This is a genomic window from Escherichia sp. MOD1-EC6021 (assembly GCF_002965245.1).
GTDB lineage: Bacteria > Pseudomonadota > Gammaproteobacteria > Enterobacterales > Enterobacteriaceae > Escherichia > Escherichia coli_F.
The window spans coordinates 20552-45169 of the sequence record NZ_PTRU01000007.1 but is presented as its reverse complement, the minus strand read 5'-3'; the positions used below and the strand labels follow the sequence as shown (position 1 = coordinate 45169).

Here is a 24618-nt window from a genome sequence, read left to right as displayed (position 1 = left end):
AATAAGGGTTCTCGGTGTTTTTCCTGGAACATGGTAAAGTAAGGACATTCTTAACCCACACCTTGAGGTGCCCGATGGAAAAGACCACAACGCAGGATTTATTAGCGCAGGCTGAAAAACTCTGTGCGCAGCGTAATGTGCGCCTGACCCCGCAGCGCCTGGAAGTGTTACGCCTGATGAGTCTGCAGGATGGCGCTATCAGCGCTTATGATCTGCTTGATTTGTTGCGCGAAGCTGAACCGCAAGCCAAGCCGCCAACGGTTTACCGCGCGCTAGACTTTCTCCTTGAGCAAGGGTTTGTGCATAAAGTTGAGTCCACCAACAGCTATGTGCTCTGTCATCTGTTCGACCAGCCAACGCATACTTCAGCTATGTTTATTTGCGATCGCTGCGGTGCGGTGAAAGAAGAGTGTGCGGAAGGTGTGGAGGACATCATGCATACGCTGGCGGCAAAAATGGGGTTTGCCCTGCGGCATAATGTGATTGAAGCACATGGGCTCTGTGCGGCATGCGTGGAAGTGGAAGCGTGTCGTCATCCTGAACAGTGCCAGCATGATCACTCTGTGCAGGTGAAAAAGAAACCGCGTTAAGAGGGCGTACATCCTTGTACACGTCGGGCAGGAGGGATTAATTACCAGCGATATTCATTGCGGGTTTCCCAATCCACGACCTCTTTTTCTGCCTGATCTTTCTGATAACCATAACGTTCCTGGATTTTACCGACCAGTTGATCACGTTTACCTTCAATGATCGTCATATCATCATCGGTCAGTTTGCCCCATTGCTCTTTCACTTTACCTTTAAACTGTTTCCAGTTACCGCCGGCTTCATCTTTATTCATAATCAAGACCTCATCGTTAGGTTGTGAATGAGAGTACGCTCACTTTTCTTCTGAACGTGAGATTAAGTGTAGTCAGGAATTTTACCCAGGATTATTTATTCAGAATTTTTAACCGTCACGTTGCTGCAAACCAGGTACCGTTGCGCCAGTGACGCTGCCAGATAGCTGCCAGAGAAAGCCCGCGCAGCGCCAGAAAGACAGTTAACGCCAACCACAAACCATGATTGCCCAGCCACGGCAGCGTAAGGAGCGTCAGGGCAAAACCTGCTGCTGCTACCGCCATACTGTTACGCATTTCAGCCGCACGCGTTGCGCCTATAAACATGCCGTCCAGTAGATAACACCAGACACCGACCAATGGCAAAATCACCTGCCAGATAATATAGCGGTCGGCCAGCTGTTGAATCTGGGTTAACGACGTCAACAACGCAATGATGTGTTCCCCTGCCAGTAAATAAACCACCGAAAACAGCAGTGCAACGATCCCCGACTGGCGGCACGCTGCGCGCCAGACCTCCAATAGCTGGCTCCCGTCGCGCGCACCGTACGCCTGACCTGAATGCGCTTCAACCGCGTAGGCAAAACCATCAAGCGCATAGGCGGTAAAGGTGAGTAGCGTCATCAGAACCGCGTTAACAGCGATAATGTCACTCCCCAGTCGTGCGCCAAGTACGGTGATCGCACCAAAACAGAGTTGCAACAACAGCGAGCGCAGCATGATATCGCGGTTAAGCGCCAGCAAGCGACGGAAGTTTCCTCGCCAGGCTTTTTTCAGCATTTCGCCGGAGATTCCGCGTAGTTTGAGGATTTTACGCACCATTAGGAGACCCATCAGCAATGTTGCATATTCCGCAATAACCGTCGCCAGCGCAGCGCCCTGCACGTTCATATGCAGCCCCATCACCAGCCAGATATCCAGCACTATGTTGAGAATATTGCCGACTACTAACAAAATTACTGGCGCACGGGCATATTGCACGCCGAGTAGCCAGCCAAGTAACACCAGATTCGCCAGCGACGCCGGTGCGCTTAACCATCGGATTTCAAGAAAGCGCCGCGCCTGTTCCAGCACTGCTTCGCTACCGCCAACAATATGCAGCGCCAGATCGATAATCGGCGTACGCAGTAGCGCAATTAACGCCCCAGCCCCCAGAGCCAACAGCAACGGCTGTACCAGCGCACGGGCTAATGCCTGGGGATTTTGGGCACCATAAGCCTGCGCAGTAAGCCCGGTGGTGCTCATGCGCAAAAACAGCAACAGCATAAAGAGAAAGCTGGTCGCCGTTGCACCAACCGCCACACCGCCCAGATAAACCGGACTATCAAGATGACCAATAACCGCCGTATCGACCAGCCCAAGCAACGGGACGGTGATATTGGAGAAAATCATGGGTAAGGCGAGATGCCAGAGTGCTTTATCAGATGAAGTGAGGAATGCCATGCAGACAAGCCTGATGAAGAGAGATGAAAAACAAACCGCGACGCCAGGCGGCATCGCGGTCTCAGAGATATGTCACAGCCAGTCGCCGTTGCGAATAACCCCAACCGCCAGCCCTTCAATCGTGAAGCTTTGCTGACGAAGGTCAACGACAATCGGTTTAAACTCACTGTTTTCTGGCAACAGTTCGACTTTATTGCCCTGTTTTTTCAGACGCTTAACGGTAACTTCGTCATCAATACGAGCGACGACGACCTGACCATTACGTACGTCCTGAGTTTTATGCACAGCCAGCAAGTCGCCATCCATAATGCCGATATCTTTCATCGACATCCCGCTGACGCGCAGCAGGAAATCCGCATTCGGCTTGAACAAGGAAGGATCAACCTGATAATGACCTTCAATGTGCTGCTGCGCCAGAAGCGGTTCACCGGCAGCCACACGACCTACCAGTGGCAACCCCTCTTCCTCTTCCTGTAACAGACGAATCCCGCGTGATGCGCCGGAAACAATTTCAATAACGCCTTTGCGTGCCAGCGCTTTCAGATGTTCTTCAGCCGCGTTTGGGGAACGGAACCCCAAACGCTGCGCGATTTCCGCACGCGTCGGCGGCATACCTGTCTGGCTGATGTGATCACGGATGAGATCAAACACCTCTTGCTGCCTGGCCGTTAACGCTTTCATTCCGCCCCCTGGGTGTATATACAGTTATGCTGTGAGTATATACAGCAAAAGGCGATTTTGGAACCATAAACTGCACAATAAACCAGAGATTTATCGAATTCTGGAAGGGTTATCCAAAATGCGACCATAACAGGATGCACCAGGTAATCACGGCGACGATAATCGCGATCAGTACCGCAGCGGACCCCATATCTTTAGCGCGTCCGGAAAGCTCATGGTATTCAGAGCCAATTCGGTCAACCACGGCTTCAATGGCACTATTGAGAATTTCCACAATCATCACCAGCATGACGGAGCTGATAAGCAGCACGCGAGTAATCGCGTCCACATCCAGCCAGCAGGCGATGACCACCGCCAACAATACCGCTACGCCTTCCTGACGGAATGCCGCTTCGTTGATCCATGCCGCGCGTAACCCCTTCCAGGAATAGCCAGCAGCTTTGATAATTCGAGTGAATCCAGTGGTATTATTGGCCATTGAAAGAACCTTTTTACATTATGAGCGTCAATATCAGTGTACCGTTAAATCCGATGATTCGGGTTTGCGTAACGCCGCGCGAAACATGAGCGGATACCACAGAATTTCCCATGAGTTTCTGCTATCCTTGCCGCGCATTTGCATTATTAACCAGAGGCTTTACATCGTTTATGTCCGGCTGGCCACGAATTTACTACAAATTACTGAATTTACCATTAAGCATCCTGGTAAAAAGCAAGTCTATTCCGGCAGATCCTGCCCCGGAACTGGGACTGGATACCTCTCGTCCAATTATGTACGTTTTACCGTACAACTCGAAAGCAGATTTGCTGACGTTGCGCGCCCAGTGTCTGGCACATGACCTGCCTGACCCCTTAGAGCCGCTGGAGATTGACGGCACGCTACTGCCGCGCTATGTGTTCATTCACGGCGGGCCGCGTGTTTTCACCTATTACACACCGAAAGAAGAGTCCATTAAGCTGTTCCACGACTATCTCGATTTGCACCGTAGCAATCCAAATCTGGATGTGCAGATGGTGCCAGTATCGGTGATGTTCGGTCGCGCGCCTGGGCGGGAAAAAGGTGAAGTGAACCCACCGCTGCGTATGCTTAACGGCGTACAGAAATTTTTCGCCGTACTGTGGCTCGGTCGCGACAGTTTTGTGCGTTTCTCGCCGTCAGTTTCTCTGCGCCGCATGGCCGATGAACACGGCACAGATAAAACTATCGCTCAGAAACTGGCGCGCGTGGCGCGTATGCACTTTGCCCGTCAACGTCTGGCTGCTGTGGGCCCACGTCTGCCGGCTCGTCAGGATCTGTTTAATAAGCTGCTCGCCTCCCGCGCCATTGCCAAAGCGGTAGAAGATGAAGCGCGCAGCAAAAAAATCTCCCATGAAAAAGCGCAGCAGAACGCGATTGCGCTGATGGAAGAGATTGCGGCGAATTTCTCTTACGAGATGATTCGCCTGACTGACCGCATTCTGGGCTTCACCTGGAACCGACTTTATCAGGGCATCAACGTCCATAACGCCGAGCGCGTTCGCCAGCTGGCCCACGACGGTCATGAGCTGGTGTATGTGCCTTGCCACCGCAGTCACATGGACTACCTGCTGCTTTCTTACGTGCTGTATCACCAGGGGCTGGTGCCGCCGCATATCGCCGCCGGGATCAACCTGAACTTCTGGCCGGCCGGGCCGATTTTCCGCCGTCTGGGGGCGTTCTTTATTCGCCGTACTTTTAAAGGCAATAAACTTTATTCCACCGTTTTCCGTGAGTATCTCGGCGAACTGTTCAGCCGTGGTTATTCCGTCGAGTACTTTGTGGAAGGCGGTCGTTCCCGTACGGGGCGTTTGCTGGATCCGAAAACCGGTACGCTGTCGATGACCATTCAGGCGATGCTGCGTGGCGGCACGCGTCCGATTACGCTGATTCCGATCTACATCGGTTATGAGCACGTCATGGAAGTGGGTACTTACGCCAAAGAACTGCGCGGTGCAACGAAAGAGAAAGAGAGCCTGCCGCAGATGCTGCGCGGTTTAAGCAAGCTGCGTAATCTCGGTCAGGGTTACGTCAACTTCGGTGAACCAATGCCGTTGATGACCTACCTTAACCAGCATGTACCTGACTGGCGTGAATCTATCGATCCCATCGAAGCGGTGCGTCCGGCCTGGTTAACGCCGACGGTCAATAACATTGCTGCCGATCTGATGGTACGCATTAACAACGCAGGTGCGGCTAACGCCATGAACCTGTGCTGCACTGCACTTCTGGCGTCACGTCAGCGCTCACTCACTCGCGAGCAGTTAACCGAGCAACTCAACTGCTACCTGGATCTAATGCGCAACGTGCCTTACTCCACGGACTCTACTGTTCCTTCAGCCAGCGCCAGCGAGCTTATCGATCACGCGCTGCAAATGAACAAGTTTGAAGTCGAGAAAGACACGATCGGCGACATCATCATTCTGCCGCGCGAACAAGCAGTGTTGATGACCTACTATCGCAATAACATTGCGCATATGTTGGTGCTGCCTTCGTTGATGGCGGCAATTGTCACCCAGCATCGCCACATCTCCCGTGACGTATTGATGGAGCACGTCAATGTGCTTTACCCCATGCTGAAAGCGGAGCTGTTCCTGCGCTGGGATCGCGACGAGTTGCCGGGCGTTATTGATGCGCTGGCAAATGAGATGCAGCGCCAGGGACTGATTACCCTGCAAGATAATGAATTGCATATCAACCCGGCGCATTCTCGCACGCTACAGCTGCTGGCCGCAGGCGCGCGCGAAACGCTGCAACGTTATGCCATCACCTTCTGGCTGTTGAGCGCCAACCCGTCGATCAACCGCGGTACGCTGGAGAAAGAGAGCCGCACCGTCGCGCAACGTCTCTCCGTGCTGCACGGTATCAATGCGCCGGAGTTCTTCGACAAGGCGGTGTTCAGTTCTCTGGTGCTGACACTGCGTGATGAAGGGTATATCAGCGATAGCGGCGACGCCGAACCGGCAGAAACGATGAAGGTGTATCAGTTGTTGGCGGAGTTGATTACATCAGACGTGCGTTTGACGATTGAGAGTGCGACGCAGGGCGAAGGGTAATCAGTGAGAATTGCCGGATGCGGCGCAAACGCCTTATTCGGCCTACCATGATCTGCAAATTCAATAAATTGCGATATGTTGTGTAGGCCTGAGAAGCGCAGCGCATCAGGCAGCCCAGAAGAAAGCCGGATGATCATCCGGCTTTTTTACATCATCAGAAATGCCAGTAACTCATTGCCAGCCCTAAAAACAGTACCAGACCAACATAGTTATTATTCATAAATGCCTTAAAGCAGGCTTCTCGCTCACGGTTGGCAATCAGTTTTTGTTGATAAACAAACAGCGCGCCAGCCACCAGAATTGACCAGTAATATCCCCAGCCTAAGCCATTTAACTCACCGATGATCGCCATCAGCGCCAGTACGCCAATCTGCAAAATACCAATAATCAATTTATCGTATTGGCCGAACAGGATTGCGGTGGATTTAATGCCAATCTTCACATCATCATCACGGTCAACCATCGCATACTGCGTGTCGTAAGCCACCGCCCAGAGAATATTGGCGAGGAACATTAACCAGCAACTCAACGGCACCGACTCACTCACAGCGGCAAAAGCCATTGGAATCGACCAGCCAAACGCCGCCCCCAGCACCACTTGCGGTAGATGGGTATACCGCTTCATAAACGGGTACACCCACGCCAGCGCCAGCGCGGCAATCGACAACAGAATGGTCATCGTATTCAGCGTCAGCACCAGTAAAAACGAAATCAGTACCAGCACGACAAACAGCGCACGCGCCTCTTTCTCCGTTACCGCGCCGCTGGGAAGTGGTCGGTTCGCCGTACGCTTAACATGACCATCAAACTTGCGGTCAGCATAATCATTCACCACACAACCAGCAGCGCGCATCAGCCAGACACCCGCGACAAACACCGCCAGGATCCAGAGCCGGGGAACGCCCGGTGTCGCTACCCACAGTGCCCATAATGTTGGCCAGAGCAGCAGTAACGCGCCAATTGGCTTATCCGTACGCATTAAGCGATGAAACGCCAGCAGCTTATTCTGCGTCAGACTCCACTCCATATTTTTTTCCTCTTAGTACAACGGTGACGCCGGTAAAAACAGTTCGGTTAGCAACAGCGGTTTACCGCTTAATCGCAGGCGGGAACGTCGCCCCCACAGTCCGGCATCACGGCCTATCTCAATAAAGTCCCGGGTTAATGTCGATGATGTGAACAGATAGCGTCCTAACGGCGTTTTACCCAATTTTTGTAACGCCAGCTCCGGCCCGCTTAAGGTTGACTCAGGAACGACGGTACGACCGGCAAGCCACGGTTCACCATCGGCACATAACAAAATTTCACGTAACCAGTAACGGGACTCTTTCGGCAACAATGGCAGTTCTTCGTGGATTTCATTCTGCCCGACAAACCCTTCGCGGATCATCGTCACGCTCACTGTTTTTCCCTGCTGCTCAAAACGTTTCGTCATGGAATCTTCCAGCAACAACCAGTCGAGCAGTTGCGGATCCAGGGAAGGGATCTCTGTAAAATAGCGCAGCGCACGCAGTTGCGTTAACGCGGGGTGTGACATGCCGAACTCTCCGTTACATAACGTAAAGGCATTGTATCGCAGAAAAGTGTTTACGGGAGATGTATAGCAAATTAAGTGATCTAATGCGCAACAAAAACGCAACAATCGCATGAAGTGATAAAACGCTGTTGAACCTTACGCTTTGCCGATGCCCGTGCTGGCAAGAGCAACCATAGGGGCATCACCGCCCGGGATGCCAGGAATGGTGATGTTTTCCTTTACTTACACACCTTTATTCTTTTTATGGATAGCTCGCCAACTTGCAGTAAAAATTGGGAAAAGCGCATGTTCATCATGAGATGTGGAGCCGAAAAGTGTTTCCGGAGTAATATTAACAGGCAGCATTTCATGTCTGGATTTAAAGATGTAGGGGGAATTCCAATGGGTATCTTTTGTAGGATTCAACATATCATGTAAGCGCTGGGAGCTTACCACCATAACTGGCCCATCATCGACAGAGGAGAACAGGATAAAGATATTATCGTTTCGTGTTAATTGCTTGGCGTTAAATGTTCTTAAATAATCGTCAACTTCTTTAAATATAGGTGATATATTATCACTGCGTATCCACTCTTTATAAAGATACCAGGCATTTTCTCTGATAATCTCATCCGATGATCGTAGAGCCTGATCGATAAGTTGGATAAAAAAATTATTATTTTGATCAATCAACCATTTATTCACACGAAATCTATTAATGAAAGTATTCATCTGTGTGACATCAAATTTCACCTTACTAAAACGATGTTGACGCATAAAAATATCGAACTTATCATCTTCATCATGATATAAATAGCTACGTATAATTGGATTGCTCACATAAGGATAATGACTAAATGTGTTTTTCATATTCTCAATAAAGTTTTTATTAACAATATTAAGAATTTTTAATTGTATCACCAGTTTGACTGCCAGAACGGATTTTAATTTCACTGCATTATCAGGCAACGTATTAATCATTTGGATAATGGCATTGATATAACCATCAAGATCTTCATTACCAAATATATCTGAGTAATCAATCGTTAATGTCAATTTCTCTGTAATGCAGTCTTTAAAATTCCCTGTCGACATTCGCACATGATCAAACATAACAGCTGTCAGATTCGATTTAATAAATGATATTTCTTTGGTAGAAAGAAATTCTGCTCTGGTGAAGTGCGAAGCATAAAGATAACAATTATCGAAGTTTGAATTTTTAATCTGACATTCGCGAAAATTACTATGACCAAGTTGACTCTGCGAGAAGTCAACTGTATCAAGAATATTTTGGCTAAAATCAACACATTCGCCACTCGTTTTGAGAAAAATCACATTGTGTAAACGTCGACATTTAAATATGACATTATTAACTGTTGCCTTAGTAAAATTGCAATTCTCAATTTCTTTACATTCGAAAGTTGCATGTTGTAGATTTGACGATAAAAAAGACACCTCCGAAATAACGTCACCTTTAAAATGGCAACTTGTTAAATCCAAATCAGACAGGTCGATATACCCCTGCGCATCTTTATCCATCAGAAAATCACAAGCACATTCTATTTCTTCATTTCTATAAAATTTTACGCTTATAATATCATTACTGATTGAGACTTCACGAAACATATTTATTGAATGATTTTTTTCGTTCCGTTGTTTTATATTTAAAAATATATTGCTGATATAAATAAAATTTTCTCGATTTAACCCTGGTACCCCATTGAAATTACGTAGTAAATCAAGATCTAATTTATTATTTCCTTGCACCACATCATGTTTCATCAAAGAGTTATTGCCGCCAGAATTTGTGATATGACCTATCATAAAACCTCTGTATTACAGAAATAAAATAACCTGGAAAAGTAGCCTGAGCGTCCAGACACTACCGGGGATAGGAAAAGAATCTCTGATATGGCATTGAGATAATGCACATTCTTAGTGAAGAAGAAGCGAAGTACTATAAAAAATCGCTCATATCCCAGGAAATAAGCATAAAAAAAGGTGCGCCAGGAGACGCACCAGTTGTTGCAAAATCAGCACTGTGGGGCGTAATTACCCCTTGCCTTTTACACTGCTGATAAAGGTGGAACGGGCAGATGTCGACCCCAGGCGTTCAGCTTCATCAAGCAGTTTTAACGCCTTATCAACATCACCTTTCGCGACAGCGTTTTTGATCGCGGTATTAAAATAACTTTCCGTGTCGTTGAGCATCGGCTCGCTTTTCTTCACCGGTGCCGGAGCGGGTGCAGCCACAGCTGGTGCCGCCGTGTTGCCTACCGTAACCGGAGCTGGAGCGGAAGAACCAAATAGAGGCCCCACCAACACGCTGGAACTGGAGTTCGTTTTCACTTTCAGTTTCAGTAAGCCATCGGTGGTATGACGAGCAACCGGGTCAGGAATATCCGGGATCGAGTTACCGACGCCTTTGGCATAGGCTTTTGCCGGGTCGAGCAGTTGGGTCGTCTGCTGGAGATCTTTTTCCGTGGTAAAGACCAGTACATAAAGTTTCTGCTGCCCCAACGCCGGTGTCAGGCGCATAACGCCTTCCAGACGGTCTGCGCTCATCACGCCAGGTTCCTGGTAGGTGAAATAACTGCTGGGGAAAAAGGCTGATGGGGTCATGTTCTGATCAAGAATCAGCACGTTGGGCGCAAATACGCTGGTTTGTTTGTTCACTTCGCTGGTCAGCGTCAGTGTCAGTTCGCCAATGTTTGCCGGGACGCTGTACGCAGCAACCGGACCACTGATGCCGGGGACTTTCAGTTGTTGGCCGCCGGTCGCCAGTTGGGTGGTCTGGGTTTTAGATTGATCGACCGGTGTCCAGGTGAGTTGTTGCAGCGCGACAGATGGAATGGCTGGCGCGTCGCTGGTGTTTTGCGGTACGTAGTTAACATCGGCAAGGCTGATTCCAGGCGCGCTTGCCAGCAACCCTGCTGATAAACAGAGGGCGATGAGACTTTTATTCATTTTCATTGTTTTCACCTCAAAATCTGGAGTTCAGCGGTAGCCAGGCAATAGCGCGCCAAACCCGATAATCAGAGGGGCTTTCGCCCCTTTCAGATAATGACAACCTGTTTTTATGCCGGATGCGGCGTAAACGCCTTATCCGGCCTACATTTGACAGCCGTTGTAGGCCTGATAAGACGCGCAAGCGTCACATCAGGCGCTGATTGCCGGAAGCGGCGCGAACGCCTTATCCGGCCCAGGTTTTGCTATTACCACCAGATTTCCATCTGAGCACCGAAGGTCCACTCGTCGCTGTCACCACGTCCGAAGCTGCCGCCGTTGAAATCAGCTGGAACAGCTTTGCCGTAGTATGGGTTGGTTGAAGAGCTACCGTTGTAGTCATAACCCCATTTCTCATCCCACTTGGCGTAGGTTGCGAAGACACGAATAGCCGGGCGTGACCAGATGCTGTCGCCAGCTTGCCATTGTTGTGCGAGGGTAATTTTGTACTGATTGTTCTTGTCACCAGTGCGCTGGGATTCGACGTTGTCGTAGCCGATTTCCATCACGGTGCTCATGATTGGCGTCCACTTATACATCGGGCGAATACCGACGGTCCACCATTTGGTGCCGTTGTCGTTATCCCAGTTGATATCCTGGTACATACCCACGTACATCATGTCCCAGTTGTCGCCCATGGAGATCGCACCATGGTCGAGGATACGAAGCATGTGACCGTTGTTATTGATATTGTAGGCAAATTTTTCGTTATCAAACGCAACGCCAGAACCCTGCGACAGACCTTTACCCTGTGAGGTCATCGAGTCAGTAGCGTACTGAACAACAAACTTGTTAAAGCCCTTCAGGACACTCTGAGTATGTTCTGCAGTGAATAACCAGCCATCTTTCGATGCACCATCAACCAGACGATAGTTATCACGCAGATTGGCACGACCGTAGTCGACGCCCAGCTCTAACGTGCCGCCCGGGTTGATTTCCATCTGCGCTAAACGTACGTCGAATACATCGTTCGCGGTTTCGTTGGTATAGTCATAAATATTATTGCTGGCGAAAGAGGAAGAACCACCAGCTTCAGAGGAACGGGTTGCTGCCAGAGAGAGTTTACCAAACCCAACATCGATGTTTTCCAGACCGGCACCAGGACCAGAAATATCCCAGTAGTAGAAGTCGATCATATGAACGTCATGACGTTGGTAGAAACGCTTACCTGCCCAGATGGTGGAGCCTGGCAGCCATTCAATCAGGTTTTTACCCTGCACGTTTGCTTCACGGAAGGCTGGATCGGTAGCTTCCCAGTCATTTTGTTGTGCGACGGAATAGGCCACGTTAGTGTCGAAATAGAAGCTCTTATCGCCCTCTTTCCACACTTCCTGACCCAATTTTAATTCAGCATAAGTTTCACATTCGTTGCCAAGACGGTATTTACTTTGAGCACCGGTAGTCTGGAAACACTGTTGTTCGCCGCCGCTACCTGTCCAGCCAATACCGGAACGTGCATAGCCGTGGAAATCAACAGCCATTGCCTGAGCAGACATTACGCCCGCTGCGACGGCAACCGCCAGAGGAAGTTTGCGCAGAGTAATCATCATTCTATCTCCTGAGTCATTGCTTTTCTTTTTTCACATCACCTGTGACAGGCTTTGTGTGTTTTGTGGGGTGCTTAAACGCCCGGCTCCTTATGCAGTCGACGACATGCAGTGCCATCCTCACGGAACAGATGGCAACGCTCTGGCGGCAGGCCGATAGCGAATGTGGCACCTTCTTCTACCAACACCACGTCGTTCTGGCGGTACACCAGGTTTTGACGAATGGAAGGGATCTGGATATGGATTTGAGTTTCGTTGCCGAGCTGCTCGACGACCTGAACTTCACCCTCAAGGATGACGTCAGCGATATCACTCGGCAGTAGATGTTCCGGGCGAATACCCAGCGACATATTGGCTCCAACCTGGACATCACGGCTTTCAACCGGCAGCCAGACTTGCTGACGATTCGGCATCGGCAGTTCCACCTGCACTTGATCGATTGCGGTGGCGGTCACTTTTACCGGCAGGAAGTTCATCTTTGGCGAACCGATGAATCCGGCGACAAAGCGGTCTGCCGGATAGTGGTACAGCTCCAGCGGTTTCCCAACCTGCGCCACGCGACCGGCGTCCAGTACCACGATTTTGTCGGCTAGCGTCATCGCTTCAACCTGATCGTGGGTGACATAAATCATTGTGCGGCCCAGGCGTTTATGCAGACGGGAGATTTCGATACGCATTTGCACACGCAGTGCAGCATCGAGATTGGAGAGCGGTTCATCGAGCAAAAATACACTTGGCTCGGCCACCAGCGTACGGCCAATCGCCACACGCTGACGCTGACCACCAGAGAGCGCTTTCGGTTTGCGATCCAGCAAATGCGCCAGTTGCAGCACTTCCGCCACCTGGTTGACGCGTTGGTTAATCACCTCTTTTTTTGCGCCTGCCAGTTTCAGGCCAAATGACATGTTTTCTGCTACTGACAGGTGGGGATAGAGCGCGTAAGACTGGAACACCATACCAACGCCGCGTTCTGCTGGCGGTGTGTCATTCATCCGTTTCTCACCGATGAACAGGTCGCCGCTGGTGATCGTCTCAAGCCCGGCAATCATGCGTAGTAAAGTCGATTTACCGCAGCCAGACGGTCCGACAAACACCACGAATTCACCTTCATGGATATCGAGATTGATATCTTTCGATACCACGACCTCGCCCCAGGCTTTCGTTACATTTTGCAGCTGTACGCTCGCCATGCCCTTCTCCCTTTGTTACAACCTGTCATCGACAGCAACATTCATGATGGGCTGACTATGCGTCATCAGAAGATGGCTTAAATCCTCCACCCCCTGGCTTTTTTATGGGGGAGGAGGCGGGAGGATGAGAACGCGGCTTCTGTGAACTAACCCGAGACCATGTAAGGAATTTCGTGAAGTTGCTTGCAAAAATCGTGGCGATTTTATGTGCGCATCTCCACATTACCGCCAATTCTGTAACAGAGATCACACAAAGCAACGGAGGGGCGTAGGGGCAAGGAGGATGGAAAGAGGTTGCCGTATAAAGAAACTAGAGTCCGTTTAGGTGTTTTCACGAGCACTTCACCAACAAGGACCATAGATTATGAAAATAAAAACAGGTGCACGCATCCTCGCATTATCCGCATTAACGACGATGATGTTTTCCGCCTCGGCTCTCGCCAAAATCGAAGAAGGTAAACTGGTAATCTGGATTAACGGCGACAAAGGCTACAACGGCCTCGCTGAAGTCGGTAAGAAATTCGAGAAAGATACAGGAATTAAAGTCACCGTTGAGCATCCGGATAAACTGGAAGAGAAATTCCCTCAGGTTGCGGCAACTGGCGATGGCCCTGACATTATCTTCTGGGCGCACGACCGCTTTGGCGGCTATGCTCAATCTGGCCTGTTGGCTGAAATCACCCCAGACAAAGCGTTCCAGGACAAGCTGTATCCGTTTACCTGGGATGCCGTACGTTACAACGGCAAGCTGATTGCTTACCCAATTTCTGTCGAAGCGTTATCGCTGATTTATAACAAAGATCTGCTGCCGAACCCGCCAAAAACATGGGAAGAGATCCCAGCGCTGGATAAAGAACTGAAAGCGAAAGGTAAGAGCGCGCTAATGTTCAACCTGCAAGAACCGTACTTCACCTGGCCGCTGATTGCTGCTGACGGGGGTTATGCGTTCAAGTACGAAAACGGCAAGTACGACATTAAAGACGTGGGCGTGGATAACGCTGGCGCGAAAGCGGGTCTGACCTTCCTGGTTGACCTGATTAAAAACAAACACATGAATGCGGACACCGATTACTCCATCGCAGAAGCCGCCTTTAATAAAGGCGAAACAGCGATGACCATCAACGGCCCGTGGGCATGGTCCAACATCGACACCAGCAAAGTGAATTATGGTGTAACGGTACTGCCGACCTTTAAGGGCCAGCCATCCAAACCGTTCGTGGGCGTACTGAGCGCGGGTATTAACGCCGCCAGTCCGAACAAAGAGCTGGCGAAAGAGTTCCTCGAAAACTATCTGCTGACTGACGAAGGCCTGGAAGCGGTTAATAAAGATAAACCGCTGGGTGCAGTAGCGCTGAAGTCCTATCAGGATGAACTTGCGAAAGATCCTCGTATTGCCGCCACCATGGATAACGCTCAGAAAGGTGAAATTATGCCGAATATCCCGCAGATGTCCGCTTTCTGGTATGCCGTGCGTACTGCCGTGATCAACGCCGCCAGCGGTCGTCAGACTGTGGATGCAGCGCTGAAAGATGCACAGACTCGTATCACCAAGTAATGCAGTGAAATGCCGGATGCGGCGTAAACGCCTTATCCGGCCTACAAAACCGAAACGTATGTAGGCCTGATAAGACGCGTCAGCGTCGCATCAGGCAGTTGTTGTCGGATAAGGCGTAAATGCTTTATCTGTCCTGGAATGAGGAAGAACCCCATGGATGTCATTAAAAAGAAACATTGGTGGCAAAGCGACGCGCTGAAATGGTCAGTGTTAGGTCTGCTCGGCCTGCTGGTGGGTTACCTTGTTGTTTTAATGTACGCACAAGGGGAATACCTGTTCGCCATTACCACGCTGATATTGAGTTCAGCGGGGCTCTATATTTTCGCCAATCGTAAAGCCTACGCCTGGCGCTATGTCTATCCGGGAATGGCTGGGATGGGGCTATTCGTCCTTTTCCCTCTGGTCTGCACCATCGCCATTGCCTTCACCAACTACAGCAGCACTAACCAGCTGACTTTTGAACGTGCGCAGGAAGTGTTGTTAGATCGCTCCTGGCAAGCAGGCAAAACCTATAACTTTGGTCTTTACCCGGCGGGCGATGAGTGGCAACTGGCGCTCAGCGACGGCGAAACTGGCAAAAATTACCTCTCCGACGCGTTTAAATTTGGCGGCGAGCAAAAACTGCAACTAAAAGAAACAGCCGCCCAGCCTGAAGGCGAGCGCGCGAATCTGCGTGTGATTACCCAGAATCGTCAGGCGCTGAGTGACATTACTGCCATTCTGCCGGATGGCAACAAAGTGATGATGAGCTCCCTGCGCCAGTTTTCTGGCACGCAGCCGCTCTACACACTCGACGGTGACGGCACGCTGACGAATAACCAGAGCGGTGTGAAATATCGGCCGAATAACCAAATTGGTTTTTACCAGTCCATTACCGCCGACGGCAACTGGGGCGATGAAAAGTTAAGCCCCGGTTACACCGTGACCACCGGCTGGAAAAACTTTACCCGCGTCTTCACCGACGAAGGCATTCAGAAACCGTTCCTCGCCATTTTCGTCTGGACCGTGGTGTTCTCGCTAATCACCGTCTTTTTAACAGTGGCGGTCGGCATGGTTCTGGCGTGTCTGGTGCAGTGGGAAGCGTTGCGCGGCAAAGCGGTCTATCGTGTCCTGCTGATTCTGCCCTACGCGGTGCCATCGTTTATTTCAATCTTGATTTTCAAAGGGTTGTTTAACCAGAGCTTCGGTGAAATCAACATGATGTTGAGCGCGCTATTTGGCGTGAAGCCTGCCTGGTTTAGCGATCCGACCACTGCCCGCACGATGCTGATTATCGTCAACACCTGGCTGGGTTATCCGTACATGATGATCCTCTGCATGGGCTTGTTGAAAGCGATTCCGGACGATCTGTATGAAGCCTCAGCAATGGATGGCGCAGGTCCATTCCAGAACTTCTTTAAAATTACGCTGCCGCTGCTGATTAAGCCGCTCACACCGCTAATGATCGCCAGCTTCGCCTTTAACTTTAACAACTTCGTGCTAATTCAACTGTTAACTAACGGCGGCCCGGATCGTCTTGGCACTACCACGCCAGCCGGTTATACCGACCTGCTCGTTAACTACACCTACCGCATCGCCTTTGAAGGCGGCGGTGGTCAGGACTTCGGTCTGGCGGCGGCAATTGCCACGCTGATCTTCCTGCTGGTGGGTGCGCTGGCGATCGTCAACCTGAAAGCCACGCGAATGAAGTTTGATTAAGGGAGATAACAAAAATGGCAATGGTCCAACCGAAATCGCAAAAAGCACGTTTGTTTATTACTCACCTGCTACTGCTACTTTTTATTGCGGCAATTATGTTCCCGCTGCTGATGGTCGTCGCTATCTCTCTGCGTCAGGGGAACTTCGCGACTGGTAGCCTGATCCCGGAACAAATCTCCTGGGATCACTGGAAACTGGCGTTAGGTTTTAGCGTTGAACAGGCTGATGGGCGCATTACGCCACCGCCGTTCCCGGTACTGCTGTGGCTGTGGAACTCAGTAAAGGTCGCCGGAATTTCCGCGATTGGCATTGTTGCGCTCTCCACCACCTGCGCCTACGCTTTCGCTCGTATGCGCTTTCCTGGCAAAGCGACACTGCTGAAAGGCATGCTGATTTTCCAGATGTTCCCGGCGGTGCTTTCACTGGTAGCGTTGTATGCGTTATTTGATCGTTTGGGTGAGTACATTCCATTCATCGGCCTGAATACTCACGGCGGCGTAATCTTCGCGTACCTGGGGGGGATTGCGCTGCATGTCTGGACCATCAAAGGCTATTTCGAAACCATCGACAGTTCGCTGGAAGAAGCGGCGGCGCTGGATGGTGCAACACCGTGGCAGGCCTTCCGCCTTGTCCTGTTGCCGCTGTCAGTGCCGATTCTGGCGGTGGTGTTCATCCTGTCGTTTATCGCTGCCATTACTGAAGTTCCGGTCGCGTCGTTGTTACTGCGTGACGTAAACAGCTACACCCTGGCCGTGGGAATGCAGCAATACCTCAACCCGCAAAACTACCTGTGGGGTGACTTTGCCGCCGCTGCCGTGATGTCTGCATTACCGATCACCATCGTCTTCTTGCTGGCTCAACGCTGGCTGGTCAACGGACTGACGGCAGGTGGTGTGAAAGGTTAAAGATGTTGTTCTGCCAATGTTATGCCGCTACACCCTCAACTTACGTTATCCCAACTTGTGACTGTTATTCGGCGCTCTATGGAGCGCCTTTTTTTACTCCCGCTTCAGCCGTTTCGAATTACACAGCCATAAGGTGATCACCAGTAGCAGGATCGCAGCCGAGTAGATCAACACATCCAGTGGTGATTTATGATCGACGATGATCAAGCGCACAATGGCGGTGATCCCGATATAGACAAAGTAACGCAAGGGAAAGTGAAAACCGGACTGAAAGTACTTCACAATCAACGCGATAAATTCGAAATAGAGAAAGTAAACCACCAGCCCTTCCACCAGCTCATATTTACTGGTTTGTTCTGGCGCGAACAGCACATCAGCCAGATGCACCGTTTCTTTGCCGAGGAAGACAACCAAAATCAGGCCGAGACACAACAGGCCAAGATTGAGAACGGTCTGCAAAATGGTGGAGATAAACTCCACGCGCGGACGAGAGAGTGACGTCATAGCAGTACCTCCTTCACAATGGCGAGGTTCCTGTATAACCCAAAAATGTGACGGGGATCTATATTTTTTGTGTATGTTTTGTTCAGATCGATTAAATGGGCATCTCCCAACCAACGCCGGATGCGGCGTGAACGCCTTATCCGTCCTACCCGTAGGCCGGATAAGCCGCGCCTGGCGGCGCATCCGGCAAGACAAACCGCACCATAGCCTGTAATGCAAAAATCACCCATTCAGGTGATTCCCAGCCACCAGCAATGCGCGAAAAATCGACAATGTTCCTCTGGAACAAATGAAACGTAACCTGATAAAGGTGGTAAAAATGAAGCCTTATTTTGCTGCTTTGATGTTATCAGTCTCTGTCCTTCCTGCTTATGCTGGTCCGCTCGGTACTGCTGATAAAGCCGACCTACCGCAAAGCAATGTCTCCAGCCCAATGATGGCCCAGTCGCTCAGGCAACCAGACCTGCAACCAATATCGACGGACAGGAAAACAGAATGTTTTCGCCTTTACACACCAGATCGCAAACCGGGGGTGAACTGCGTTCCTGATGGCTCGACAGGCCATTAAGAATGAAGGTGCCAGTGAGTGCGAAAACTGGCACCTTTCCTCTGACTTAGCGGAAATTGACGCTTCGGTCGCTGGTCATGTCATACAACTGGAACTTACGCCCAAGTTGCTGACCACCGTCACGCGTCAGCGGCGTCCAGCCAATTGCCGCTCGGCTACGAGTCGGGCCAGACGAGAAGAGATCCAACGGTACAGAGATATACACGCCTTTGGTGAAGTCCCCTTCGCCGTACTCCTCTTTCGAAACATTCGTGATCGTGGCATACCCACCCACCACCACGCCGCTATCAAAGCGTTTGGCGATTTCCAGCGTGCCGCCTTTATCCCCTGCCAGATATTGCCCGACGCTGGCTTTCACTAACACATCCTGAGCGAAAGATGGCGTCCAGTAGGCGGTCAAATGACCAGTTTTCACGCTGTAATCGGTGAATTTCATCATATCTTTCGCGCTACGCCAGTCGCGCTGTTTAACGTAGTTAGCATCCAGACCAAACGCCCAGTTGCTATCCAACGGGCGATACAATACTTCTGCCCCCGCGCCGCCAAACATGGTTTCGAGATAACCACCGTAGACCTGACCGTAGAAGCCGTTGCCCAGATGCTGGAAGTAGTTGGCTTGCAGGTTATTCACATAGACATCATTCTGCACATACTCACGCACATGGGTACGAACGCGCGGTAAGTGCGAGTCCTGCGGTGGATTGGTGTAATTAAACTTGTCGTAATTGTTCGCCAGGTTAGCAAACAGGCTACCGGTGGTCAGCAGATGGTCCGTCAGCCACAAATCCGCCGTTCCCATCACGCCCAATTGGTACATGTAAAAGTTTTCCGGGCCACCGACCGACTGGTTCAGCACCGGATCGATATGGAAATCAAAGCGCGATTTGTCGATATACCAGCCCTGCTCGGTGGACGTAGGAACTACCGGCTCGACGCGTTTTTGCGCCAGCGTCGTTTCGTGGCCCAACGGCTCTCCGGCAAGATGATTTTTCAGGCTGGCGACATCCGTTTCCGTCGTCACCTGCGGCATGTTAAGGCGATTTTCTGTAATGCGGATCGTCTTGATCCCATCCGGCAGATCGTTCATCACGATCCGATTAGCACGGATGATCCCTTCGCGCGAATCACGATATTTCACCTGCTCACCGGTGACGTACAGCGTATCGCCTTTCGTCTGGATCTGCGGATCGGCCAGTCCGGCGTTGTATTTCAACAGCGTTAACTGATTCGCCACCACCGAATGCTGCAAAATGGCATCCTGCGGCTGCGGTTGATATTGCGGACGGGCGTTATCGTTGTAGGACGGGCGTAGATCGTTAAAGTTGGTACGCAGCGTGACGCCAAACATAAAGGTGTTACCGCGTTCATAGCTAAGGTTAACGTCGGCCCAATCGGTAACGCGATAAATCGCCCCGACGTTAAACTTACTTTTTTGCTCCAGCTTCCCGGCAAAATCCTGCTGATAATTATTGCCTTCATACTCCAGTTTCAGACGCAGCGGCTGCCAGGGCGTCTGGTATTCCACGCCGCCAAACAGTGAGGCCGGACCGTGGAACATCTGGCTGCCGTCGATAGATCCCGCTTGTTTGTAGCTGTTATCGCGATAGCAATATTTGTCACTGGCCGAACAGAGCGGATTTTTCACGTTACCGCTGGTGCCCAGATATCCCCAGCCCAGGCCGAGCGTAAAATCGAATGGCCCCCAGGCTTTGCTGGCGACAAGATATTCCGCATCGAACAGCCCCGTACCGCCGATATCCCGCGCACCAACCGCTATCTGCGGCAGCCAGTAACTCTCTTCCCATAAACGCAGTTTGAGATCGAAGGCTTTATCTTTATACGTTTGATCACCAGAGAACGCTTCTACGCTGCTGTACTGCCGAGTGCGCACGTCGGTATAACGCAGCGTTGTTTCCAGCCACGGGAAGAGTTGCACTGAAGCTGAGTAATAACGGTACTGATCGTTATCGCGATAGTTCAGACTCAACTCCCCTTCCCGCGCCATGCGCGCGGTAGGCGTTTGTAATAATCCTACGCCACCGAAATCCGATTGCGACGGACCAATGGGCGCAGGATATGTTTCGCCGTAGCAAGCCGTGCAAATGCCCAGCGCCAGTAAACTAAGCAGATGTCTTTTTTTCATTATTGCGGTATCCGCTGCGTCAGAGTCTGAAGAATGTCAGCGTTAAGGGCATCAGGCGTCTCACTCCAGACGGAGTCCGCGAGGCCAACATATATAATGCTGCCGGGCATCGGCTCTACGTGACGCTTGTTCCAGTAAGCCACCGGTGCTTTTTGCGTGCGTCCATCCGGATAAACGACCCACGCGTAGCTGCGATCCGCGCCGCTAAGCAGACTTTGCCCGGAGAGATAGCTCGCCACGTCGCGACCGGGAGTGAATGGCTGATTGCCAGGACGGCTGATAAGCCCGAACAACGTGACCGTGGACGGTGGTGGTCCGACCCACAGCGTGTAGTTGCCCTGCAACGGCGGGTTACCGCGTTCGGCAACGCGCACGATATCAGGATCAAGATTGATTTTTTGTCTGCCCGTCACCTTCAACGCCTGAATTTGCTGGCGTAAGGCGTTAATGGCGGCGGCATCGTCGGTGCTGGATTCTGAGGCCAGATCTGCCAGCCGTGTCAGCAACGCCTGCTGCTGACGCAATGCAGCCGCCGTTGCCAGCTCTTCGCTAATCACCGCTCCGGGCCACCAACTGTTTGCGAGCCGCGGTTGACCTACCAGATCAATTAAATGCTCTGCGCCTGTCAGCGTTTTGGCCTCATTGCTGCCATTACTGAACACTTTGACGGTGCCTGCCGCAAAGACCGATGACGCTCCCACGCTCATAATCAACGCAGCAATAGTTTGTTTAATCATTGTTTTGCCGCCTTGATGAGAGTGGTTTTCACCGGGAAATAATCCGCGCCGAGATACTGTTCCGACTGGCGAATTTGCCCTTCGCTGTCGATCCAATAGCGGTTATGCCAGCGCGCCTGGTCGGTGGAGACTTCTTCGTCCAGCACACGAACCGGAGTTTCATCGCTACCGACTTTGACGGTATCGGTGCCATCCCATTTGAAAACCGAGCGTGCGGTGGCGTAGCGCACCTGCTGGTACTCGGTCCAGCCCATCGTGCGCGTCCAGGTTGCGCCATCAACAATTTGTGCGGGTTTTATCAGCGGGTCGGCGGCAAGGTTATTCACTTCAATCAGGTTGTCGCCGCCAAGCAAAGTCTTCACCAGACGACCATGTTGTGTGACGAGAGTGGCTTGATCCTGAGTAACCCATTTTTGTTGTCCATCTTCAGCGAAGGCCAGCACCACAAACAACTGCGGCCCGCCATTAAGCTGCATGTACTGGCTGGCGTAGGGCATATTTTGAATATCATCGTCCGTCAGCTGTACGCCTGGCGTACCGAACAGACTGTCCCACAGTGAATTGCCCAGCTCTTTAGTCGTGGCTGAACAAGCCTGTAATAGCAGGCAGATAAGAATGAGTGCAGGTCGCTTCACGACTCTTCTCCAGAGGGGCAGAATAACCACACCGGAGTGTGGTTATGGTTAATCCCCGTCATACTTCAAGCCACAGATGCGATGACTCGAATTATTTTAGGGATACATACTTTATTACTGAGTACTGGTGGTCGTGGTTGTTGTGGTCCCGGTATTAGAACCATCACCGCCACCGGTTGCCGCGAGCGCGACACCCACCGCCGAGCTTACGGTGCTAACGCTGGTTGCGGAGGAGCTACCCGCCGAAACCGACGTTGCTGCCGCCCCTGCCGCTTCGCCCACCTGTACAGGTGCAGCCCACGCAGAAGTCGCCGCAAGCGCAGATATGGCAAAAATGCCATACAGAACTTTTTTCATAACAATTTCCCTTCATTGAATGAATGGAGATTTACCCAAAAACATTTCGGGCGGGATCGAGTATACACAACTAAAGCATGCGAATTACGGCGTGGGGAATTAGTGATGGGGTTTTAAGATAATTGGAATGAATATCAAATATAAGTTTCAACTTATATATAAATAATATTTAAAATCAAAAAGTTAAAACAAAATCAAAAATAATTAACCTACGTATTTTCCGAAATCAATCATGATTAAAAATCTATTTTAGGATTAACCTCACGGTATGATTTTCGTTAAATCACAGACAAGGGGATTTATCTGATAAAACAATGCCGACTTATAGTCGGCATTGTTATTAAGGTTATTTAATCAATCCTGCTATGTATTAATTGCCGAATACGATGTACAAATCGGCATCGACCTGTAGGCCTGATAAGATGCGTAACGCGTCGCATCAGGCACCAGTTGCCGGATGCGGCGTAAACGCCTTATCCGGCCTACATATCATCGGCATCAGGCTCGCTCGATGATTAACCGCGCCACGCTTTATAGCGGTTAATCAGACCATTGGTCGAGCTATCGTGGCTGCTGATTTCTTTGTCATCTTTCAGCTCTGGCAGAATACGGTTCGCCAGCTGTTTACCCAGCTCCACGCCCCACTGGTCGAAGGTGAAGATGTTCAGGATCACGCCCTGAGTAAAGATTTTGTGCTCATACAGCGCAATCAACGCACCCAGGCTGAACGGAGTGATTTCGCGCAGCAGGATAGAGTTGGTTGGGCGGTTACCTTCGAACACTTTGAACGGTACCACGTAGTCAAGCGTTGCCGGATCTTTACCCTGATCGCGATATTCCTGCTCAACCACTTCGCGGGATTTACCAAACGCCAGCGCTTCGGTCTGAGCGAAGAAGTTAGACAGCAGTTTCTGGTGATGATCAGAGAGCGGGTTATGGGTGATAGCCGGGGCGATGAAATCGCATGGCACCATCTTCGTACCCTGGTGGATCAGCTGGTAGAACGCGTGCTGACCGTTAGTACCAGGTTCACCCCAGATAATCGGGCCAGTCTGGTAATCCACAACGTTACCGTTACGGTCTACATACTTACCGTTGGACTCCATATTGCCCTGCTGGAAGTACGCTGCGAAACGGTGCATATACTGGTCGTACGGCAGAATCGCTTCAGTTTCCGCGCCAAAGAAATTGTTGTACCAGATGCCGATCAGCGCCAGCAGTACAGGCAGGTTTTTCTCTGCAGGTGTGGTGGAGAAATGCTTGTCCATCGCGTGTGCGCCGGAAAGCAGTTCAACGAAGTTATCAAAGCCGATGGAGAGAATAATCGACAGGCCAATCGCTGACCACAAAGAGTAACGGCCGCCGACCCAGTCCCAGAACTCGAACATGTTGGCGGTATCAATACCAAACTCGCCAACGGCTGTGGCATTGGTGGAGAGCGCCGCAAAGTGTTTCGCAACGTGTTTTTCATCACCTGCCGCTTTCAGGAACCAGTCACGCGCGCTATGGGCGTTGGTCATAGTTTCCTGAGTGGTGAAGGTTTTAGACGCTACCAGGAACAGGGTGGTTTCCGGGTTTACTTTTTTCAGCACTTCCGCGATGTGAGTTCCATCGACGTTAGAAACAAAGTGCATGTTCAGGTGATTTTTGTACGGACGCAGTGCTTCGGTCACCATGTACGGGCCGAGGTCAGAACCGCCGATCCCGATGTTCACTACGTCGGTGATGGCTTTGCCGGTATAGCCTTTCCACTCACCAGAAATAATCGCTTCCGAGAAGGTTTTCATCTTCTCCAGCACCGCGTTGACTTCCGGCATAACATCTTTGCCATCAACCAGAATCGGGGTATTGCTACGGTTACGCAGCGCCACATGCAGCACGGCACGGTTTTCGGTGCGGTTAATCTTCTCGCCAGAGAACATCGACTTAATCGCGCCAGCCAGATCGCACTCTTTCGCCAGATCCTGTAATTTCGCCAGCGTCTCTTCAGTGATGCGGTTTTTGGAGTAATCCACCAGCATCTGATCGTCGAAGGTTGCGGAGAACTTAGAAAAACGATCGCCGTCTTTAGCAAAAAGATCGGCGATCGTAACGTCTTTCATTTCATCGAAGTGTTTCTGTAGTGCCTGCCAGGCAGCGGTCTGCGTTGGATTGATGTTTTTCATTAGCAATACTCTTCTGATTTTGAGAATTGTGACTTTGGAAGATTGTAGCGCCAGTCA

23 protein-coding genes are annotated in these 24618 nt (G+C 50.8%); 6 read left to right on the top strand and 17 right to left on the bottom strand.

Translation table 11 applies throughout. The features are described from left to right. Nucleotides 1-74 precede the first annotated feature (74 nt). Nucleotides 75-590 (top strand): zinc uptake transcriptional repressor Zur, encoded by a 516-nt coding sequence (gene zur / locus BEB54_RS10090; protein WP_105277326.1) that lies wholly within the window; start codon nucleotides 75-77, stop codon nucleotides 588-590. 41 nt (nucleotides 591-631) lie between these two features. Here the strand turns inward: zur and BEB54_RS10085 are convergent, their stop codons facing one another. From BEB54_RS10085 to dgkA, 4 genes are all read right to left on the bottom strand, one after another. Beyond that, nucleotides 632-841, bottom strand: a complete 210-nt coding sequence (locus BEB54_RS10085) for a CsbD family protein (RefSeq protein ID WP_001030593.1) — start codon at nucleotides 839-841, stop codon at nucleotides 632-634. A gap of 115 nt (nucleotides 842-956) precedes the next feature. Further along, nucleotides 957-2282 (bottom strand): MATE family efflux transporter DinF, encoded by a 1326-nt coding sequence (gene dinF / locus BEB54_RS10080; RefSeq protein WP_123059734.1) that lies wholly within the window; start codon nucleotides 2280-2282, stop codon nucleotides 957-959. A 72-nt stretch (nucleotides 2283-2354) separates the two neighbouring features. Then, nucleotides 2355-2963, bottom strand: a complete 609-nt coding sequence (gene lexA / locus BEB54_RS10075; RefSeq protein ID WP_000646078.1) for a transcriptional repressor LexA — start codon at nucleotides 2961-2963, stop codon at nucleotides 2355-2357. 109 nt (nucleotides 2964-3072) lie between these two features. Then, complete coding sequence (gene dgkA / locus BEB54_RS10070; protein WP_000002907.1) at nucleotides 3073-3441, bottom strand: diacylglycerol kinase; 369 nt, start codon at nucleotides 3439-3441, stop codon at nucleotides 3073-3075. Between the two features lie 170 nt (nucleotides 3442-3611). Between dgkA and plsB the strand changes: the two genes are divergently transcribed. Next, nucleotides 3612-6035, top strand: a complete 2424-nt coding sequence (plsB, locus tag BEB54_RS10065) for a glycerol-3-phosphate 1-O-acyltransferase PlsB (RefSeq protein WP_105277369.1) — start codon at nucleotides 3612-3614, stop codon at nucleotides 6033-6035. A gap of 154 nt (nucleotides 6036-6189) precedes the next feature. Here the strand turns inward: plsB and ubiA are convergent, their stop codons facing one another. From ubiA to malK, 6 genes are all read right to left on the bottom strand, one after another. Then, nucleotides 6190-7062 carry a 4-hydroxybenzoate octaprenyltransferase gene (ubiA, locus tag BEB54_RS10060; protein WP_105272189.1) on the bottom strand — a complete coding sequence of 291 codons (873 nt, stop codon included), beginning with the start codon at nucleotides 7060-7062 and terminating at the stop codon, nucleotides 6190-6192. A 12-nt stretch (nucleotides 7063-7074) separates the two neighbouring features. Further along, the gene (gene ubiC, locus BEB54_RS10055) at nucleotides 7075-7572 is read right to left on the bottom strand and encodes a chorismate lyase (protein WP_001353542.1); all 498 of its coding nucleotides are present in this window, start codon (nucleotides 7570-7572) and stop codon (nucleotides 7075-7077) included. Nucleotides 7573-7794: 222 nt separating this feature from the next. After that, nucleotides 7795-9375 (bottom strand): SopA family protein, encoded by a 1581-nt coding sequence (locus BEB54_RS10045; protein ID WP_105277324.1) that lies wholly within the window; start codon nucleotides 9373-9375, stop codon nucleotides 7795-7797. Nucleotides 9376-9603: 228 nt separating this feature from the next. After that, complete coding sequence (gene malM, locus BEB54_RS10040) at nucleotides 9604-10524, bottom strand: maltose operon protein MalM (RefSeq protein WP_088541557.1); 921 nt, start codon at nucleotides 10522-10524, stop codon at nucleotides 9604-9606. A gap of 242 nt (nucleotides 10525-10766) precedes the next feature. Further along, nucleotides 10767-12107: a maltoporin LamB gene (gene lamB, locus BEB54_RS10035; protein WP_000973662.1), complete on the bottom strand. Its 1341-nt coding sequence runs from the start codon at nucleotides 12105-12107 to the stop codon at nucleotides 10767-10769. A 71-nt stretch (nucleotides 12108-12178) separates the two neighbouring features. Continuing rightward, nucleotides 12179-13294 (bottom strand): maltose/maltodextrin ABC transporter ATP-binding protein MalK, encoded by a 1116-nt coding sequence (malK, locus tag BEB54_RS10030; protein WP_000179165.1) that lies wholly within the window; start codon nucleotides 13292-13294, stop codon nucleotides 12179-12181. Between the two features lie 364 nt (nucleotides 13295-13658). Between malK and malE the strand changes: the two genes are divergently transcribed. From malE to malG, 3 genes are all read left to right on the top strand, one after another. Further along, the gene (gene malE, locus BEB54_RS10020) at nucleotides 13659-14849 is read left to right on the top strand and encodes a maltose/maltodextrin ABC transporter substrate-binding protein MalE (protein WP_000695398.1); all 1191 of its coding nucleotides are present in this window, start codon (nucleotides 13659-13661) and stop codon (nucleotides 14847-14849) included. 153 nt (nucleotides 14850-15002) lie between these two features. Then, a complete protein-coding gene (malF, locus tag BEB54_RS10015; protein WP_001353545.1) occupies nucleotides 15003-16547 on the top strand; it encodes a maltose ABC transporter permease MalF in 1545 nt (514 codons plus the stop codon). Nucleotides 16548-16561: 14 nt separating this feature from the next. Then, nucleotides 16562-17452, top strand: a complete 891-nt coding sequence (gene malG / locus BEB54_RS10010; RefSeq protein ID WP_001252058.1) for a maltose ABC transporter permease MalG — start codon at nucleotides 16562-16564, stop codon at nucleotides 17450-17452. A gap of 93 nt (nucleotides 17453-17545) precedes the next feature. On the opposite strand, the gene psiE is transcribed toward malG, so the two are convergent. Both psiE and BEB54_RS28835 read right to left on the bottom strand, forming a co-directional pair. Next, entirely contained in the window at nucleotides 17546-17956 is a 411-nt protein-coding gene (gene psiE / locus BEB54_RS10005; RefSeq protein ID WP_000202902.1) for a phosphate-starvation-inducible protein PsiE, read from the bottom strand. Between the two features lie 145 nt (nucleotides 17957-18101). Next, a complete protein-coding gene (locus BEB54_RS28835) occupies nucleotides 18102-18245 on the bottom strand; it encodes a hypothetical protein (RefSeq protein WP_000487760.1) in 144 nt (47 codons plus the stop codon). On the opposite strand from BEB54_RS28835, the gene BEB54_RS09995 reads away from it, so the two are divergent. Further along, nucleotides 18246-18524 (top strand): periplasmic protein, encoded by a 279-nt coding sequence (locus BEB54_RS09995; protein WP_001295279.1) that lies wholly within the window; start codon nucleotides 18246-18248, stop codon nucleotides 18522-18524. A 46-nt stretch (nucleotides 18525-18570) separates the two neighbouring features. Here BEB54_RS09995 and BEB54_RS09990 read toward each other — a convergent pair whose 3' ends face one another. The 5 genes from BEB54_RS09990 to pgi form a co-directional block, all read right to left on the bottom strand. Then, nucleotides 18571-20667 carry a YjbH domain-containing protein gene (locus tag BEB54_RS09990; RefSeq protein ID WP_105277322.1) on the bottom strand — a complete coding sequence of 699 codons (2097 nt, stop codon included), beginning with the start codon at nucleotides 20665-20667 and terminating at the stop codon, nucleotides 18571-18573. Beyond that, complete coding sequence (locus BEB54_RS09985) at nucleotides 20667-21404, bottom strand: capsule biosynthesis GfcC family protein (protein ID WP_105277321.1); 738 nt, start codon at nucleotides 21402-21404, stop codon at nucleotides 20667-20669. The genes BEB54_RS09990 and BEB54_RS09985 overlap by 1 nt, the downstream gene beginning before the upstream one ends. Next, nucleotides 21401-22039 carry a YjbF family lipoprotein gene (locus BEB54_RS09980; RefSeq protein ID WP_001296632.1) on the bottom strand — a complete coding sequence of 213 codons (639 nt, stop codon included), beginning with the start codon at nucleotides 22037-22039 and terminating at the stop codon, nucleotides 21401-21403. The genes BEB54_RS09985 and BEB54_RS09980 overlap by 4 nt, the downstream gene beginning before the upstream one ends. Before the next feature lie 114 nt (nucleotides 22040-22153). Then, entirely contained in the window at nucleotides 22154-22396 is a 243-nt protein-coding gene (gene yjbE, locus BEB54_RS09975; protein WP_000757329.1) for an exopolysaccharide production protein YjbE, read from the bottom strand. Nucleotides 22397-22911: 515 nt separating this feature from the next. Then, nucleotides 22912-24561 (bottom strand): glucose-6-phosphate isomerase, encoded by a 1650-nt coding sequence (gene pgi, locus BEB54_RS09970; protein ID WP_105277320.1) that lies wholly within the window; start codon nucleotides 24559-24561, stop codon nucleotides 22912-22914. Nucleotides 24562-24618: the final 57 nt, after the last annotated feature.